The organism is Actinoalloteichus caeruleus DSM 43889, from assembly GCF_000429185.2.
In the GTDB taxonomy this organism is placed as follows: domain Bacteria; phylum Actinomycetota; class Actinomycetes; order Mycobacteriales; family Pseudonocardiaceae; genus Actinoalloteichus_B; species Actinoalloteichus_B caeruleus.
In genome coordinates this window covers 855,790-872,013 of record NZ_AUBJ02000001.1, presented here as the reverse complement: position 1 = coordinate 872,013, position 16,224 = coordinate 855,790, and the positions used below count along the sequence as shown (strand labels likewise).

General features: G+C 71.5%; 16 protein-coding genes. 1 reads left to right on the top strand and 15 read right to left on the bottom strand.

Going from position 1 to position 16,224, the window contains the following annotated elements; genetic code table 11:
- Window positions 1–32: 32 nt before the first annotated feature.
- The 14 genes from G443_RS03400 to G443_RS03335 form a co-directional block, all read right to left on the bottom strand.
- Window positions 33–1,112, bottom strand: a complete 1,080-nt coding sequence (locus G443_RS03400; RefSeq protein ID WP_026418072.1) for a fatty acid desaturase family protein — start codon at window positions 1,110–1,112, stop codon at window positions 33–35.
- 458 nt (window positions 1,113–1,570) lie between these two features.
- A complete protein-coding gene (locus tag G443_RS03395) occupies window positions 1,571–2,317 on the bottom strand; it encodes a sensor domain-containing protein (RefSeq protein WP_155886061.1) in 747 nt (248 codons plus the stop codon).
- Entirely contained in the window at window positions 2,314–2,547 is a 234-nt protein-coding gene (locus tag G443_RS03390) for a hypothetical protein (RefSeq protein ID WP_016698257.1), read from the bottom strand. Before G443_RS03390 ends, G443_RS03395 begins: the two co-directional genes overlap by 4 nt.
- Window positions 2,544–2,906 carry an ArsR/SmtB family transcription factor gene (locus tag G443_RS03385; protein ID WP_211215291.1) on the bottom strand — a complete coding sequence of 121 codons (363 nt, stop codon included), beginning with the start codon at window positions 2,904–2,906 and terminating at the stop codon, window positions 2,544–2,546. Before G443_RS03385 ends, G443_RS03390 begins: the two co-directional genes overlap by 4 nt.
- 804 nt (window positions 2,907–3,710) lie before the next feature.
- Window positions 3,711–4,358 carry a hypothetical protein gene (locus G443_RS03380; RefSeq protein ID WP_016698260.1) on the bottom strand — a complete coding sequence of 216 codons (648 nt, stop codon included), beginning with the start codon at window positions 4,356–4,358 and terminating at the stop codon, window positions 3,711–3,713.
- 49 nt (window positions 4,359–4,407) lie between these two features.
- Window positions 4,408–5,070 (bottom strand): lytic polysaccharide monooxygenase, encoded by a 663-nt coding sequence (locus G443_RS03375; protein WP_026418074.1) that lies wholly within the window; start codon window positions 5,068–5,070, stop codon window positions 4,408–4,410.
- A 189-nt stretch (window positions 5,071–5,259) separates the two neighbouring features.
- Complete coding sequence (locus G443_RS03370) at window positions 5,260–6,783, bottom strand: amidohydrolase family protein (RefSeq protein WP_016698262.1); 1,524 nt, start codon at window positions 6,781–6,783, stop codon at window positions 5,260–5,262.
- A gap of 49 nt (window positions 6,784–6,832) precedes the next feature.
- Window positions 6,833–8,155, bottom strand: coding sequence for a cytosine permease (gene codB, locus G443_RS03365; RefSeq protein WP_035291644.1), 1,323 nt, complete (start codon window positions 8,153–8,155; stop codon window positions 6,833–6,835).
- A 713-nt stretch (window positions 8,156–8,868) separates the two neighbouring features.
- Window positions 8,869–9,423: a hypothetical protein gene (locus G443_RS03360; protein WP_016698264.1), complete on the bottom strand. Its 555-nt coding sequence runs from the start codon at window positions 9,421–9,423 to the stop codon at window positions 8,869–8,871.
- A gap of 491 nt (window positions 9,424–9,914) precedes the next feature.
- Window positions 9,915–10,220, bottom strand: coding sequence for a hypothetical protein (locus G443_RS03355; protein ID WP_016698265.1), 306 nt, complete (start codon window positions 10,218–10,220; stop codon window positions 9,915–9,917).
- Complete coding sequence (locus tag G443_RS03350; RefSeq protein ID WP_155886063.1) at window positions 10,217–10,546, bottom strand: hypothetical protein; 330 nt, start codon at window positions 10,544–10,546, stop codon at window positions 10,217–10,219. Before G443_RS03350 ends, G443_RS03355 begins: the two co-directional genes overlap by 4 nt.
- A gap of 279 nt (window positions 10,547–10,825) precedes the next feature.
- Complete coding sequence (locus G443_RS03345; protein WP_016698267.1) at window positions 10,826–11,125, bottom strand: hypothetical protein; 300 nt, start codon at window positions 11,123–11,125, stop codon at window positions 10,826–10,828.
- The gene (locus G443_RS03340; RefSeq protein WP_016698268.1) at window positions 11,122–11,490 is read right to left on the bottom strand and encodes a hypothetical protein; all 369 of its coding nucleotides are present in this window, start codon (window positions 11,488–11,490) and stop codon (window positions 11,122–11,124) included. The genes G443_RS03345 and G443_RS03340 overlap by 4 nt, the downstream gene beginning before the upstream one ends.
- A 568-nt stretch (window positions 11,491–12,058) precedes the next feature.
- The gene (locus tag G443_RS03335) at window positions 12,059–12,721 is read right to left on the bottom strand and encodes a TetR/AcrR family transcriptional regulator (RefSeq protein ID WP_016699727.1); all 663 of its coding nucleotides are present in this window, start codon (window positions 12,719–12,721) and stop codon (window positions 12,059–12,061) included.
- An 82-nt stretch (window positions 12,722–12,803) separates the two neighbouring features.
- Here G443_RS03335 and G443_RS03330 point away from each other — a divergent pair, with 82 nt between their 5' ends.
- Window positions 12,804–13,469 (top strand): HAD family hydrolase, encoded by a 666-nt coding sequence (locus G443_RS03330; protein ID WP_157163063.1) that lies wholly within the window; start codon window positions 12,804–12,806, stop codon window positions 13,467–13,469.
- Window positions 13,470–13,774: 305 nt separating this feature from the next.
- Here G443_RS03330 and G443_RS03325 read toward each other — a convergent pair whose 3' ends face one another.
- Window positions 13,775–16,075 (bottom strand): xyloglucanase, encoded by a 2,301-nt coding sequence (locus G443_RS03325; protein WP_035291646.1) that lies wholly within the window; start codon window positions 16,073–16,075, stop codon window positions 13,775–13,777.
- Between the last annotated feature and the right edge of the window lie 149 nt (window positions 16,076–16,224).

Genomic DNA, 16,224 nt, shown 5'->3' with positions numbered 1-16,224 from the left:
CGACGTGTCCGTCGACGGTGCCGGGCGCGGCGCTACCGGCGTTGGGCCGGCTGGAGGTGTTCGGCGGGCACGGCCCGTTCGATGGCGCGGGAGTTGCCGACCTCGTCGAGGTAGGTGAGGATCTCCCGCCACGACTGGATCAGGTTGGTCTCGTGGTACGGGACGCCCCGTTCCTGGCAGAACTCGATCACGATGGGCCTGGCGTGCCGCAACGCGGGTCGGGGCATGCTGGGGAACAGGTGGTGCTCGATCTGGTAGTTGAGCCCGCCGAGCCCCCATTCCAGGAACCGACCACCCGTGACGTTGCGGGAGGTGAGGACCTGGCGGCGGAAGAAGTCGATCTTCTCACCGGGTTGGAGGATGGGCATGCCCTTGTGGTTGGGGGCGAACGTCGATCCCATGTACAGGCCGAACAGGCACTTGTGGACGAAGAAGAACGCGATGGCCTTGCCGGGCGAGAGGACGAGGAAGAGCGCGGAGAGGTAGGCGGCGAAGTGGACCACGAGCAGGCCGCCCTCCAGCCAGCGCCGCCTCGGGGGCAGGGTCGGCAGTGCGCGGAAGGAGGACACGTGCAGGTTGAGCCCGGCGAGTAGCAGCAGGGGGAAGAAGAGCCGGCCCTGCCACCTGGTCCACAGCAGGCGGAGTCCTCGTGTCTTGCCCACCTGCTGTTCGGTCCAGGACAGCGCTCCCTCGGCGATGTCGGGGTCCCGGTCGACGTGGTTGGGGTGGCTGTGGTGCCGGTTGTGCTTGTCCACCCACCACCCGATCCCCAGGCCGATGCCGAGGTTGCCCAGGGTGAGGCCGGCGACCTCGGAGGCCCGACGGCCTCGGAAGATCTGGCGGTGGCCGACTTCGTGCCCGGTGAAGGCGATCTGGGTGGACAGCACGGCGAGGACGACGGCGGTCAGCAACTGGTACCAGGAGTCGCCGAGGAACGGGAAGACGGCCCAGGTTCCCAGGTAGAGCGCCACGTTCGTGGCGATGACGGCGGTGTAGTAGCCGTGCCGTCGACGCATCAGCCCGGCGTCCCGGATCCTGCGGGAGAGCACGCTGTAGTCGCTGCGCCGGTCGGAGGCGTCCTGGGGCTCCTCGACGGCTGCGGGGAAGGACATGGGGTTCCCTGTCTTGGGTAGGGGGCGGGTCCGGTCCACCGAGGCGGACCGGTCGAGGTTCTGGCCGGGGTCGGGCGTTCCCCGGTGGTGCCGACGGGGCGTCACCGGGCGTGGGTGGACCGCCGGTCGGGTGAAATCGGGCACGTCGCACCGGGCGCCGGACGTGGGCGCTGGTGCGTCTGTGGCGGAGAAATGCCTGGTTGACCGGGCGCGCGGTTCAGCGTCGACGGAGGAGGCCAACGGTGCGCATGGGCGGACGCGCTCGTCGCCGACCCCGGCGCGGTGGTCGATCTGTCATAGGATCTCGACCTTCCTTGAGTGAGTTGAGGGACTCGGTTGAGGAGTCGTCCCCCGGCCGGGGTGCCAGTGGTGTGGTGTGCGGCCGGGGGACGATCGTCGTTCGGGATGGGTGGCACGAGTGGTGCTGTGTGGTGTGCCGCCCGGGGGCGGCCTCGTTGTCAGTCGCTGAGCGGGCCTGGTGACCGCAGGACTCGCCTGGCTGGTTCCAGGGGGTCGACCGCTGGCCCGAGGAGGGATCGGGCGATCGCGGCGTGTGACCTGGCCGCGCGGACCATGAGCGGTGCGGTGATCGTGGCCACGATGAAGCAGACGGCCATGACCAGGAGCGCCGTGGGCAGGTCACCGACCCAGATCCCGAAGCCACCGTCGAACAGGTTGTGTTCGGGGCCCGTGACGTATCCGATCATGATGCCGTGGCCGACGGTGCCGTCGTCGAAGGTGATGGGGATCGACCAGTACCACAACGGCAGGGTGATGCCGGCGACCGGGATCACCCACAGGACCGCGACGACGAGGTCGAAGACGAACAGCAGGGGCGCCAGCGGCAGGAGGTAGGCGAGGTTCCGGAACGTGGCCGGGTCGGTCCACCGGGTCCTGATCTGGCTGATGATGCCGGGATCGGTGACGGGCCGGTAGGCGCTCTCGACGCGCCGGGCCACCAGGAACGCCCGGCGCCGCTCCACCTCCGCCATCCCCCTGATCAGCAGGGCGGCCCCGAGGAGCAGCGGGAACCCGAGCCAGAAGATGCTGAGCACGGAGGAGACGATCACGCTCACCAGTGCGACGGCCATGAAGGCCACGGCGATCGGCAGGTAGCTGATCAGGTAGGCGAGGGCCCACCAGCTTTCTCGGGTGAACAGCGCCATCGCCGGTGACGCGGGCGCTGTCGGTTCATTCGTGCTCACTCCACGCTCCGCAGCAGTTTCTCGACCGCTCCCAGCCTGGCCGCCAGCTCCGCGAGCTCCCCCCGGAGCATCGCCTGGTTGGCGACGGCTTCCTCCGCGAGCTTGCGGTAGTGGGCCATCGCCACGGCGTCCGCCCGGTGGCGCTGCAACCGGAAGTAGGAGACGAGGCTCAGCGAGAGCCCACCGATGACGATCAGCACGATCGAGATGGCGATGACAGCGCCGATCATGTGGATGTGTCCTCCATGTCCGTAGGGCCTTCCTCGTTGCCCGATGTACCGGGAGACGCGTCCTGGTCGGCCCGCAGGGCCTGGCGGACGGTGTCGACGTTGAGGCGAAACTCGAAGGGCGTCAGCTCGAAGTACTTCATCGCCTTGCCGTCGGCTGAGAGTTCCAGGGCACCGGTGACGATCCCGGCCTTCTCCAGCCGTTCGAGGTGCATGTAGAGCAGGGGACGAGACAACCCCAGGCGCCTCGCCAGCTCGCTGACGTGCACGCGACCAGCCGCCAGTTCCTCGATGACGCGGAGGCGCTGGACGTGACCGAGGGCCGCGAGTACCGCGAGCAGTTCCGCGCTGTTCAGAGGCAATCCCCTCCACTACCCCAGTTTCACCTGTCAGGGTGACATTACACGTGAAGTGCCACCGTGGGTGCGCGGGGTCCCCCGGGGAACGGCGTGCTCCCTCGCCCGGGGAGCAGCGGCGGGACCGGAACCACGGTTGTCGGGGTGGATTGGAACCGCACCGCGAGGCGGGTCTGGTCGCGCTCCTCCCCTGCCGGGTCCGGGTGGGGTCGCGACGGCGAATGTCCCCTGCCGCCCGGGACGCGACGGCGGAGGGGATGGGGCCTGGCAGGCCGCCAGGGAATGGCGGCAGGAGTTCCGAGGGTGGGGTGGGTTCGTGGCCTCCGGGCACCGGCCACTGGCCACCGGGTCCGCCGGTCGTCGCACTGGCGCGGAAGGGGTATCACCGCGACGACGGGTCGAGGGCGTGCTGACGCGCCCGTGCCCCCGGGCCGTGGCGGCACGGGGCATCCGAGACGATCTGGACGGGTCTCCCGTGCTGGGGCGGCGGGGTTCCGCCGGCGAACCGGGGCGGGAGTGGCCGGAGTACCGGGCTGGTCAGGGTGGGACCGTCCCGCTCCGCCCGCCCGGGATCACCGGTCGGCGGGGTGCCGGTCGGGCGGGGCCCACGGAGCGGCGCTTCCCGCGCGACCGCCGGACCGGTGGTGCCGTGGGAGGACGACCCGGGCGGGCTGGCGGGGCCTTGCCCCGGCTCCCCCCGATGCTCGGTGCGGTCCTGCCGCCCGGTGCGACGCGCGTCGGGGGCAACCCGCTTGGCCTGCCGGTGTCCCCGCCCGACGCGGGTGGGTATGGCGTCGGGCGGGGCTCGGCTCAGTGGTGGCCGTGGTGGGCGAAGTCGCACCCCTCCGCGTCGGCGGGGATGAGATGCGCGTCCTCGATGTCCACGGGGGCGCACCAGAGGTAGTGCAGCCCCATCTCCTCGGCCCCGGTGGGCCCCGAGGTCACGGCGAAACCGTTGCCGAAGGACCAGTCCGGGTTGCCCCGCACCTCACCCTCCTCGACGGCGTCACGCCAGGACTCCTGGAACTCCGTGAAGCGGTCGGGGTCGAAGATGACCAGGCCGAGTTTGTCGTGCGGCGGCACGGCACAGGTGGCCCACTCCGCCACGTAGGGTTCGTACAGCCCGATCAGCAGGGGTCCGACGAAGTCCCGGAACTCCTCCTCGCTGGCGGGTGTCGGGTCGGCGCACTCGCCGGTTTCCTCGGCGACCCAGGACGCCAGTTCGAGGGCGGTGTCGAAGGACTGGCCCATCGCCGCGGCACCGGTCTCCTCCGCCGCCTCGTGGTCGTGGTCGTCGTGTCCCCCACCCTCCTCCGAGGGGGCCGCGTGCTCGGTGCTCGCGGGGGGTGGGGCCTCGGCGGAATCCTCGCCTCCGCCGCAGCCGGCGAGGACGAGGGCCACCGCCGCCAAGGACCCGGTCGCGGCGAGCCGTGCCCTGGTGAGCAGGCTGGAATTCACTCGGTTCTCCCTTTCCTGTCCGTCCGGTGTTCCCGTCGGCACGCGCGGCTCACTGGAAGACGACGTCCGAACAGTTGTAGAAGGCCTCGGGGCTGTCCGAGCGCTGCCAGATCGAGTAGATGATGTGCCGCCCGGTCTTGCCCTCCGGCAGCTGCCCGTACATCTGGTAGGAGTCCCACCAGCTCCCGTCGGTGTGTTCCTTGGGCGGGTCGGTCGCGACCAGGAAGGGTTCCTCTTCGAGGTCGGACCAGGCCAGGGGGGTGGTGGGGTCGTAGCCGTCCTTGGTCACGTACAGCTCGAAGGTGCCGGGGTGCGGCGCCCAGGCGGCGTAGCGGAAGTTGTAGTCGGCGCCGGACCGCAGGGTGGTCGCCGGCCAGTCCGGGCGGGCGGCGTTGTAGGCCGCGTACTTGTCGGTGCCCGCCGCGCACAGCTCCCCGTCGGGGATGATCTCGCGGTGACGTCCGGCGGCGTCGGGGATCAGGATGGCGAACCAGTCCCAGAGCGGCTGGGTCCCGCCCTCCGCCACCGCGTCCCGGCAGGCGTCCGAACTGGGGGTCTGCGGCCCTTCGTCGAAGCAGACGTAGGTCCGGGTCGCCGGTGCGGTCATACCTCCGTGCGCGTGCGCCACACCGGCCGTGAGGGTGCTGGCGAGAAGGGCCAGCGCCACTCCGACCACGCCCAGCGACGCGACGTTGCGTCGTCTCGTTCTCATGCGCTGCTCATTTCTGTGCTGGACAGACAAAGATCGCGCGCCCTGGAACGGAGTGTAGGCAGCGGTGGACTGGCCGAACAGCGCCGTTCATCTCAACCCGGCTGCCTCCCTCGGCGAGGAACGAGGCGGTCATGGTCGGCGGTGGGCGGGGAGGCGCGACGCCCGCACCTCCCCGAGCCGGCTGGCGCGTCAGCCGACCAGCCAGGCCTCCTCATCACCCGACCAGCGGTTCACGCCCGTCGGGGTGGCCGCGCAGCGGCGGTGGATCTCGGTGAACGCCGGGACGAAGGCGGCGTTCACGCTCTCCCACTCCTCCTGCCACTCCCGCACCCGGGGCAGCCAGTGGCGCAGCTCGGCGAGCACGGCGTCCTCGTCGACCCTGGTCAGCCGCCCGTTCTCGACCACGGTCTCCCCCGCGACCATGACCTGCTCGATGGACGAGCCGTTCTCGGAGTAGACGAGGTGCACGGCGAGGTCGTTGCGCGGGGTGAACGGGAGGGTGTTCAGGTCGTAGATGACCAGATCGGCCTGCTTGCCGACCTCAAGCGATCCGGTCCTGTCCTCCACGAGCGCGCTGCGCGCTCCGCCGAGGGTGCCGGCGCGCAACACCTCGGCGACGCTGGGCCAGCGGTGGTGGTCCGGTTCGCTGACCTTGTGCAGCAGCCCGGCCGCCTTGACGACGTCGAGCATCCTCGGGCTGTCGCTGCTGGAGGCTCCGTCACTGCCCAGCGCGAGGTTCACCCCCGCGTCGAGCAGGTCGCGGAAGGGAGCGATGCCCGATCCCAGCTTCAGGTTGGAGATGGGGTTGTGGGACACCGACGCGTTGGCCGCCCCGAGTATCTCGATGTCGGACCGGGTCAACCAGATGCCGTGGGCCAAGGTCGTCTCCCGGCCCAGCGCGCCGATCCGGCGCAGGTGTTCCACCAGGGTGGTGCCGTGGAACTCCCGGCCGGTGACGGCCTGGACCTTGGTCTCCAGGACGTGGATGTGGTACTCGGCGTTCCAGGCACGCGCGAGTTCCGCCGCGCCGACGAGGAGGTCGTCGGTGCACCGTTGGGGACCGGAGGGTGCCACCATGTACCGGAGGCGGCCGCCGGCCCGTTCGTGGTGCCGTTCGAAGGCCCGCCTGCTGAAGTCGAGGTACTCGTCGGTGCGGGGCGGCGTGATCGCCCGGACCTCGTCGAGCAGGTCGGGGCGGAGGACCTCCTCCACGAAGGGCAGGGTGTCGACGAAGGGTTTGTTGATGACGTGCCCGGACACGTTCGCCCGGATCCCGGCGAGCTCGTAGGCGTCGAACACGGCGGCCAGCTGGTCGACGTTCTGGGTCGGGGTCTCCAGGACGTCGTCGACCACGCAGGTCACGCCGGCCCGGAGTGACTCCATGGCCACCAGCAGGGTGCGCAGCCGGACGAGGTCGGCGGGAAGTTCCCCGATCCCCAGGATCGGGTAGGAGAAGAGCATCCACAGTTCGAGCGGCAGGTTGTCGTAGCGTCCCTTGAACAGCGCCTCCCACGAGTGCAGGTGCCCGTTCACCAGTCCGGGGGTGACGAGCCGGTCCCGGCCGTCGATGACCCTCTCGTCCGGTCGTGGTTCCAGGTCCGGTCCGATCTCGGAGATCCGGTCATCGCTGATCCGGATGCTCGTGGTGATCGGCCGGGCCCCGGTCACCTCGTCCATCGTGATGACCGAGGCGTGGCGGATGAGTGTTCCCACGTGTTGTTCTCCTGTTCCTCGTGGGCGGCCAGCGGGCGTCTGCTGGTCCTCAGCTGGTGCTGGCCGGGGTGGCCCGCTCCGCCGGGGTCGGCGTCGGTGACGCGGCGTCCCTTCGGTGTCCGGGCAGGACCCGGTGCAGCAGCGGCGCCGCGACGACGGCGACCAGGATGCCCTGGAGCGGCGGCACGCCGAGTTCGTACACGTTGCTGACCGCCGCCACCAGCGTGCCGGCGAGATAGGCGCCGAGCCCACTCCACCGGACCACGGGCTCGCGTCCCCCCGCGGCGGCGGGCAGACGACCGCGCCAGGCCAGGAAGTACTGGCCGATCACGGCGCCCCCGAGTGGGGGGATCACGATCCCCAGGACCACGAGGAAGGTCTCCAGTGCCTCGTAGACACCGGTCACGGCCAACAGGATCCCGAGCAGGACCCCGCCGATGACGAAGGGTCGTTTGTCGTTCACCCCGAAGAGTTCCGCGCCGGCGACGCCGAACGCGTAGGCGGCGTTGTCGTTCGTGGTCCAGAGGTTGGCGACCAGCAGGAGCAGGCCGAGGACGAGGAGGTCGAGCTGGATCAGGACGGCGGCGAAGTCCGGTTCGCCGTAGACGACCGCGCCGACGGCGCCGAAGAACAGCATGAGGGTCTGCGCGACGAGGAAGGCCACCAGCGCGGCGGCGAAGGCGTGCCGGGGGCGTCGCGCGAAGCGGGTCCAGTTGCCGACCTGCGTCCCTCCGCTGACGAAGGTGCCGACCATGATGGTGAGGGCGGTGGCGACGCCCAGCTCGGCGGTCGGTTCGATCGAGAGCAGTCCGTGCCAGCCGCCGGCGTCGCCGAGGGCGCGAGCGACGACCCAGAACGCCAGGACGAACATCAGGGGCACGGCGATCGCGCTGAGGATCTCCAGTCCCCGGTATCCGAAGTAGGCGGTGGTGCCCATCAGCAGCCCGGCGACCACCATGATGGGCCAGGTGCTCTCCCAGCCGAGCGCCCTGCCCGCGAGGTCGGCCAGCAGCGCGACCGTGACGCCGAACCAGCCGATCTGGGTGCCGCCGAGCAGCACCGACGCCCACTTGCCGCCGGCGAGACCGAGGGTCCGGCGGGCGAGCAGCACGGTGCTCAGGCCGGTCCTGGCGGAGATCACCCCGATGACGGCGACGTAGCAGCCGAGCAGGACGCTGGCGGTCAGGCTGAGCACCAGGAACTCCGCGAAGGGGAAGGCGCCCGCGATCTGGCCCCCCGCGAGCATCGTGGGTGCGAAGAACGTGAAGCTGACCAGCATCAGCAGCAGCGACCCCAGGCTTCGGCGGGCGGACATCGGCACCGGGGCGAGCGGGTAGTCGGGGTCCACCACCGGCTGACTACCCTGGGCCACCCCCTGATCACCCTTGTTGCTCAACGTCCGCGGTGCCCGTGGCGACATGGCCCCCCCCTTTCACTACTTTCCGTCACACGTTGACGAGCAAGGGACGGTAGGAAGTGGGTGTTTCACGCGGCTCCGTGCCGCGTTACGGGGAGATGACGAAGCCGGGGTGTGAGCAACCGCACCGCTTGCTCGGGCGCCCGAACCAGGCTCGGGTCCTGGTGGGCTCGGGTGGGGTCCGGCGAACGAGTCGCGGTGGAGCCGCCGGCTGCGGGACCTCGGTCCTCGTCCGGGTGGCGGAAGGTCCCGCGCGGTGGAAGGCCTCCCCCATCGCCGGCCGGCGGCACGGGCGATCCGGCTCTCCGTGTGGCGGTCGCCAGCGGGTCGCCCGCCTGTCGCGCGGTGTCGGCCCGCCCCCGCCTTCCGCCCGATCACGAGGTTCCGGGTTGCGCGGTGCGCGGTTCCGACCACCGGCCTCGCCTGGGGCGTCACCGCCTCGGACGGCGGGTCGGGACGATGTGCCCGGTCTGTTCGGCTCACCTCGCTGGTGCGCGGCGTGACTCCGAGCGGCCGAGGTGGTCGCCCGCCCAGGTGAGTGGGGCCGCGGCGGACCGTCGCGACCGGCGTGCGCCACCTCCCCCGCCGGCACGCCAGGGGAGGTGGCTTCGGCGTCCGCCAGGCACACCCGGGCTGGCGGCCCGGCGCGGGGTCGCAGCGCGGGCCTCCTACCCGACCAGTTCGAAGTGACCGAGTCGCGCGGACCACCGGTAGCGGTCGACCCAGGTGGTCTCGGTCGACCAGTCGGTCATCGTGACGACGACGTCACCGTCCTCGACGGCGAAGTCGGTGGGCCGGAGCATCCAGTGCGGTCCGTCGGCAACGGTGCCCAGTAGGCTCGGCCGCCCCTCCTCGTCCACCGTGACGGCGACCAACGACCCGGAGTACTCGGAGTTCCGGGGGCCGCAGTCGATCATGAGGAGGGCGTCCTCCACGCCGTCGGCGGTGACGTCGGCGAACGCGACCTCGTGTCCCGGCGCGAAGCGGTAGACGTGGCCGGGGGTCTCGGCCGTGCCCCCGGTGAAGGAGACCGGCGCCTCCGGACAGGCGCCGATGGCGGGCAACGGGACGACCGCGTCCCGCCAGGCGATGTCGCGGACTCCGCCGGCCGGTTCGGCGGCCTGCGCCGCGAGGGTTGGACCCGCCACCGCCGCGGTGACCGCCAGGGACAGCGCCGCCGCCCATCGAGGGAACGTTCCCCCGTGCCGCCTGCTCGGTCTCATGTGCGCTCCCGTTCCTCGTGGACGTCCTGGGGCCGCCGCCGACGTACACCGCCGGCACCGGCAGTGGGAGGACGGAACGGCCCCGGGGCCGGGTTGCCTCCCGGCGAGCACCGCCCGCGGAGTGCGCGCGTCCTGGCGCGCGGGGTCAGGTTGACGGTGCCTGCCCGACCCGTTCCTGGGGCGAGACGGACTCACGACCACGGCACCAGCCCCGGGCGCGGAACGGTTCGGGTCGCGACGCCGGCGTCCACCACGGCGGCACCAGCAGGTGCTTCCCCACCAGGCCGGCTCCGGCACCAGGGAACCGCGCCCGGCGGGCGCAGCGCCCGCTCCCGTCCACCCCCCTCGCTCCTCGGAGGTCCCCGGGTGGACCAGCGCTGCCCGGTCGTCCCGCCCGCTTCGTCCTCGCGGACGAGGGGCTGCTGGCCGGGGAGGGGACGGCCCAGCCCGTTGACCCGTCCCACGTCCGACCGGGACGTCGGCGTCGCCCCCTACGGCGCCGCCTCGACGTGGACCGCCAGCACCCGACCGGTGGCGGTGTCCACGTGCGGCACTCCGGGTTCCTCCGGTAGTGGGGTGTCGAGGTAGAGGCTGCGCAGTCGCGCCGTGTCCCGGCCCAGCTCCCGCGCCTTGTCCACTGCCTCCCGCTCGGCCTCCTCCCGGGTGATGCGCCTGGCGCCCTCGAGCACGACGACGTGGTGGAGGTGGACGACGCGGTTGTCCGAGGGGTCGTAGAGCGCCACCACGTGGGTGAGCGCGACGGCGGGTGCGTCCCCGGCGACGGCGAACTCGGTCATCTCGCCTCCCGGAGGGTGATGATCGGCCAGTGGAACACGTTCGCCAGGGCCCGCGCGTGGGCGTTCCTGACCAACGCGGCGAGGTGGATGGTGGTGACCGCGTTCCTCGCGACCATGTTCCTCCCCTCGGAGGCGGGGTATTCCTCGGATGCTCCGGTGCCGTCGGGATTGATGCGGTCGATGTGCGTGATGACCATGTTCGCGTGAGAGGTGATGTCCGGCTGGTAGGTGATCCACCTCGACATGGAGATCTCGACGATGGTGTTCCTGGGTGGCTGTTCGACGTGGAGCGTCACTCCCAGTTCCGTGTTGGAAGTGCTCGTCATGCTCCAGGTACGAGCGAGCATCCCGTCCATGGGCACCTGTCCCTTCCGCGTCGGCTACGCGTTCGTGGGTTCGGGCACTCCGAGGTGGGTTCCGCGTTCGCACGCCGTTCGTTCTCCGAGGCCGTGCGGCGCTCCCGGAGTTCGAAGTGGGTTGGTGGCGGGTTGGCGGCGCCGTGCGCCCGGTCAGGACCTGCGGGGTGCGGCCGGACGTCGGCCTCTCCAGTCCGGGGGTGGTCGCTCCTCGCGCGGCGCGACCCGGCGATCCGGGGCGCGTCGCCGTCATCGCTGCGCGTCGGGCCGGATCGCGACGAGTCGGCCGCCGGCGCCCACGTGCAGCACACCGGGCTCGTCGGGGAGGGGCGTGTCGAGGTGGAGGCCGGTCAGGCGTTCGGGATCGTGGCCCAGCAGCCGTGCCTGGTCCACCGCATGCCGCTCGGCGTCCTCCCTGCTGACGGTTTCGCCGCCTTCGAGCACCACCACCTGGTGGAGGTGGACGACGCGGTTGTCCGAGGGGTCGTAGAGCACGACCAGGTGGGTGGCCGTGGCCCGGGGTCCCGTTCCGCCGCCTCCGAACCTCATGCTCGCTCCTCGGCGGGGACGACGACGGGCCAGAAGAACAGGTTGACCAGTCCCCGAACGTACGCGTTGCTGACCTGGGCCGTGACGACGACGCTGGTGACGTTCTCGCGCACGATGACGTTCGGGCCCGAGTCCACGTCGAATTCGTCCAGGTCCGTGGTGCCATCGGGGTTGACGATTCGCACCGCGGTGATCGCCAGGTTCGCGCGCGACGAGATGTCGGCGCGATAAGTGACCCATCGCGCCATGCAGAGCTCGATGATGGTGTTCTTCCGGGGTTGTGTGATGAGGAGCGACGATGTCACGACCTTGTCGGAGTCACTCGTCGCGGACCTGGGTTCGACGTGCATGCCATCCACGATCATTGCTCCTCTCGGCAATGAGTGGAGAATCGTTCCGCGCCACGACTCTAGGTCGGTGGTCCGAGGGGCGCAGGGCGGCTGACCGCGTTGGGTGAGGGGTGCGTCGTGCTCGGAACGCGCCCCGTTCCCGGCGAGACCGGGCCGGGGCGGGCGGGGTGCCCACCCCGGCGTCCGGGTGGCGTCGGTGCGCTGGAGCGCTGTGGCACGGCAGGTCGGGCGGCTTGGGCTCCGCGCGACCCGTCGGAGCACTCGGGTGGGGTTGCGCCGTCGGGGCCGTTCGTCCGCCGAGCGTGTCCGGCACCGCTCGCCGCCACTGAGCCGGGCGGCGGTCCGCGCCGCGCGCGGCCCCCGCCCGCGGTCACCGCCGGTGGCCGTCCTGCCGACCGTCCCGGGGGTGGGCCTCCGTGCCAGCCGCTCGGTTCCACGCGGCCGCCGACTGGCTCCCCCTGCTCGCCGACCTCGGGCGGCCCGCCGGTGGGAGGGCGGAACGGCCCGGGAGGTGGCGGGTCCCGGGGCGGAGCCCGCGTTCCGCGGCGAACGGCCGTCTCGCGCGCCGCGGGCTTCCAGCTGGTCAGCGCGGGGCCGGTGGTCGTGTTGGCCCTCGCCGCGCGGCCGTGGTGGTGGACGGTGTTCGGGCGAGCAGCCGCGAGTAGGCGTCCACGTTGTCCTCCACCGTGTGCTCGAGGAGCTCGCGCAGATCCGGGTCGTCATCCTCGGGGCGGGTCGCGGTCGCGGCGAGCGCGCTGGTGAGCAGTCCGTTGGCCAGGAACCGGGCAGCGTCGCCAGGGCCGAGACCCGCGTCGTCGCGGAGCGACCGGTGCAGGCTCGACAGCGTCTCCCGCGCGAGGCGCGCGAGGTCTGGGTCGGTTCCGGAGGAGATCAGCCGGAGGAGGACGAGCAATGCGGCCGGTTTCTCCGCGATGGCCCGGAGGTAGGCCCGACCGAGGACCTGACGGGTGCGCGCCGATGCCGGGTTCGCGGTCGGCCCGGAATCGGGGGTGGGCCGGAGCGCGGCGCGGACGTGGTCGAGGCTGGCGGCGACGACGTGCTGGAACAACGCCTTCTTCGTCCCGAACAGGCGAACGATGTACCCCTGGCTCACCCCGGCGAGGCGAGCGACGGTGTCGGTGCTCGTGCCCTCGTAACCGTGGTTCGCGAAGGCCTCCTGGGCCGCGGTGATGACCAGTTCGCGGCGCCGGGCCGCCGGGAGCCGACGCGGCGTGGGTGCGGGCACGCCACGGAGGTTATCAACCGATTCCTTCCGGGGTGGGCCGCGGCGTACGATGAGGAATCACGTGATTACCGAAGGATGGTCGATGTCTCCCCCACCACCCGCTCGCGACCAGGTGGCCGTCTACGACCTCGACGGCGTCGTCACCCGGCGGGACTCCTTCACCGCGCTGCTCGTCGACCGCCTACGTGCGTCACCACCCCGACTGATCAGGGCGTTTCCGTCCCTGCTGCGCCTGACGCTCCACCCGGGCGACGCACAGCGTCGGAGCCGCGCCGCGCGCCGGGTCACGGAGGTCGCGCTCAGCGGGCTGTCCACTCCCGAATACCAGCAGCTCGCGGACGAGGTGGGCGCGCGCATCGGGGGCGACCCGGCGTGGCTCCGCGCGGAGGTGGTCGACCGCATCAGGCGCGAGCACGGAGCGGGAACCCGGGTCGTGGTGGCCACCGCCAGCGAACACCGCCTGGCGACCGCGTTGCTGCGGGCCGCCGACATCCCGTTCGACCTGCTCTCCGCCTCACGGCTCACCGGGGGACCCACCGGGCAGCGGGTCGCGGACCACCGTGTCGGCGCCCGCAAGGCCGAGGCCCTGCGGGAGTGCGGGGTTCCGCTCGACGAGGCCGTGTTCACCACCGACTCGTACACCGACCTGCCCACCGCTCGCCTGGCGGCACGGGTGGTGCTGGTCGGGGCGACCCGCCGCACCCGGGAACGCTACGCGGCGGCCGGCATCGACGTCCGGGCGCGGTGACCCGGCACCACCCCGGGGCCGCCGGTGCTGCCTGACGGACCACTGCCGTCAGCGCCGTCCACGTCCTGAGGGGACGCCGGGTGGCGGGTGGTCCGCGTTCCCGCCGTCACCGTGGGACACCCCTACCGGGCGGCTGAAGCTCCGGACTCGCTCATGCCACCGAGCGTCAGCCGCCGACGAGGGCAGGGGACGCCGCCCGGACCTGGGTCCGCCGCGGGTGCGGGGACCCGGTCCGCGTGATCCTGGGTAGCCGGTCCGTCCCCTCGCGGGTGGCCGCCGGCGGGACAGGTCCGACCCGGTGCGGCTCAGCCGGTGGGGTCCCCGTAGATGATGCCCCGACCGTTGGTGGCGATGTAGATACGACCGTGGACACGGGGGTCGCCGGTGATCGCCGCACCCGTCCACGCCCACTGGTGGTCGTCGTCGTTGATCCGGAGCCAGGTCCCTCCCGCGTCGTCGGACCGGTAGATGCCACGAACTCCGTTGACCTTCGCGCTGGAGTAGAGCGCGGGGTACGCCTCCCCCGGCGCGGCCCGGCCGAAGCCGATGTTGTCGGCCTCCTCGACTCCGGCGACGCGGCTGAAGCTGGAGCCCTGATTGGTGGAGCGCCACAGGCCGTAGTGCCCCGGTGCTCCCCCGGCGAGCCACAGGTCCCCCGCCCGCCCCGGCACGGCCTTGAACCGGACGTCTCCGCTGCTGGGCAGACCGCTGGCACTGGTGGCGGTGAAGCTCGCTCCCCCGTCGACGCTGACGTAGAAGGTGCCGCCGCTGAAGCCGTAGAAGACGGCGGGATCGACCCGGTCGGCTTCCACGGTGGCCCCGGCGGGGATACCCCTCGCCGGTTGCCAGCTGCCGCCGTAGCTGGTCGAGACGTGCACGCCCGTTCCCTCCGGGCTCCACACGATGCTGCTGGCGTTCGCGGCCACCGCCACCGTGCCGCCGCCGGTGACGCCGGCCGGTCGCTGGCCCTGCCACCAGGTCTGCCCGTTGTTGGTGGAGATCCCGATGTGGGAGGACGCCGAGTCCTCGACGTCGCCCACCCTGACGACGACGGAGGGGTTGAGCTCGGCGAAGTCCAGGCTGCGTACCGCGCTCATGAAGGGGGTGGTGTGCATCATGGCGGGGACCTGGTCCAGATCGGTGTGCCGGAAACCGCCGATGTCGAGCATCCCACTGAGCAGGGGAGCTCCACCAGGGGGGCTGATGAGGTCGAGGACGGCCGTCTCCTCCAGCCCGAAGACCATCGGGCGGATACCGACACGGCCCCCGACGTCCCACGCCGTCAGGTTGTCCGTGCCGTAGATGGTGGCCCCGGTCCCGTACATCATGCGGTCCGAGTCGAACGGGTCGATCTCCAGCGCCTCGGTCATCCAGCCCAGCTTCGGGGAGACCTCCGGCGGTACCGGGTTGTCCTGGCCGAAGGACAACCAGGGCGCGGAGGAGGTGTCCAGGGAGTAGCGCGGGGTGCGGGTGGGGTAGTCGGCCCACTCCCAGATCGGGCTCCAGGTGCCTCCCCCATCGGTGGTCCGCCAGATCTGGGTGTCGGGCCACCACGAGCTGTAGGCGGTGACCATGAGCGTCTCCGGGTTGCGCCGGTCGATGGTCAACCCGCTGTAGCCGAAGTAGTTGTCGTCGGAGTCGGAGGGCACCGGGCTGATCCGGGTCCAGTGCCCGCTCGTGGTGTCGAACTTCCAGACGTCGCCAGCCGCACCGTCGTAGGGCCCTCCGGTGTCGGAGGTCGCGAGGTAGAGGTAGCCGTGCTCGCTGTCGAGCACTCCCTTGTGGGGCAGGAACCCGGTGGGCTGTCCCGGTAGTCGCTGCCAGGTCGTACCGCCGTCGGTCGAGCGGTAGACGTTGTTGTTCTTGTCCGCGACGCCGACGTAGATGTGCTGGGTGCGGCTCCCCGGGGTGCCGGTGCCCTCGTCGAAGGTCACCCAGACGACGCCCTGGTTGTCGCTGAGGTACCCGCTCGGGTCATCCGGGTCCTGCGCGTAGTCGCCCGCGTTCGGGAAACTGGCGACCTTCGACCAGCTGACGCCCTGGTCGGTACTGCGCCACAACCCGTTCCCGCTGGGCGTCCCCAGGTACAGGACCCGGTTGTCGTTCGGGTCGATCGCCAGGCGTTCGCCCATCCCCCGCCCCGGCATGTTCCCACCGAGTTTGAAGGGCAGTTCGGTGACCTGCCAGCTCTCGCCCCGGTCGGCCGAGCGGAGGATGGCACCGTTGTTGGGGTCCCAGTCGTTGGTGTAGGTCCCGGCGGCGAGGTAGACGCGGTCCGGGTCGACGGGATCGGTGGCCAGGCTCGCCACGCCCGTCCAGCCCCAGTCGTCCCACCCCACCCAGTCCAGCAGGGGCGTCCAGCGCTGGGTGGACTCGTTCCACCGGTAGGCACCGCCGATGTCGGTGCGCGCGTAGATCAGGTCGGGCTCGGTCTGGTTGAAGATGATGCCGGGGACGAAGCCGCCCCCACCGATCTCGACGTTGCGCCACGAGTAGGACGCCCGGGGCGTCGCCTCGGCCCGGGGTGCCGTGTCGGTGCCGGAGGGCACCACCAGGGTGCTGGCCACCATCCCGACCACCAACGCACCCGCCAGGTGTCTTCGCATGTGCTGTCCTTCCGGGGACACCGGCCCCGCGCACGCGCGGCGGCACCGGAGTGCGCGTGGGGACGCGCTGGCCCGGCGACGGCGGCGGAACAGCGGAGCCAAGAACAAGGAAACAAACGGGGACGATTCAGCGTCGGGAAAGGTTCACA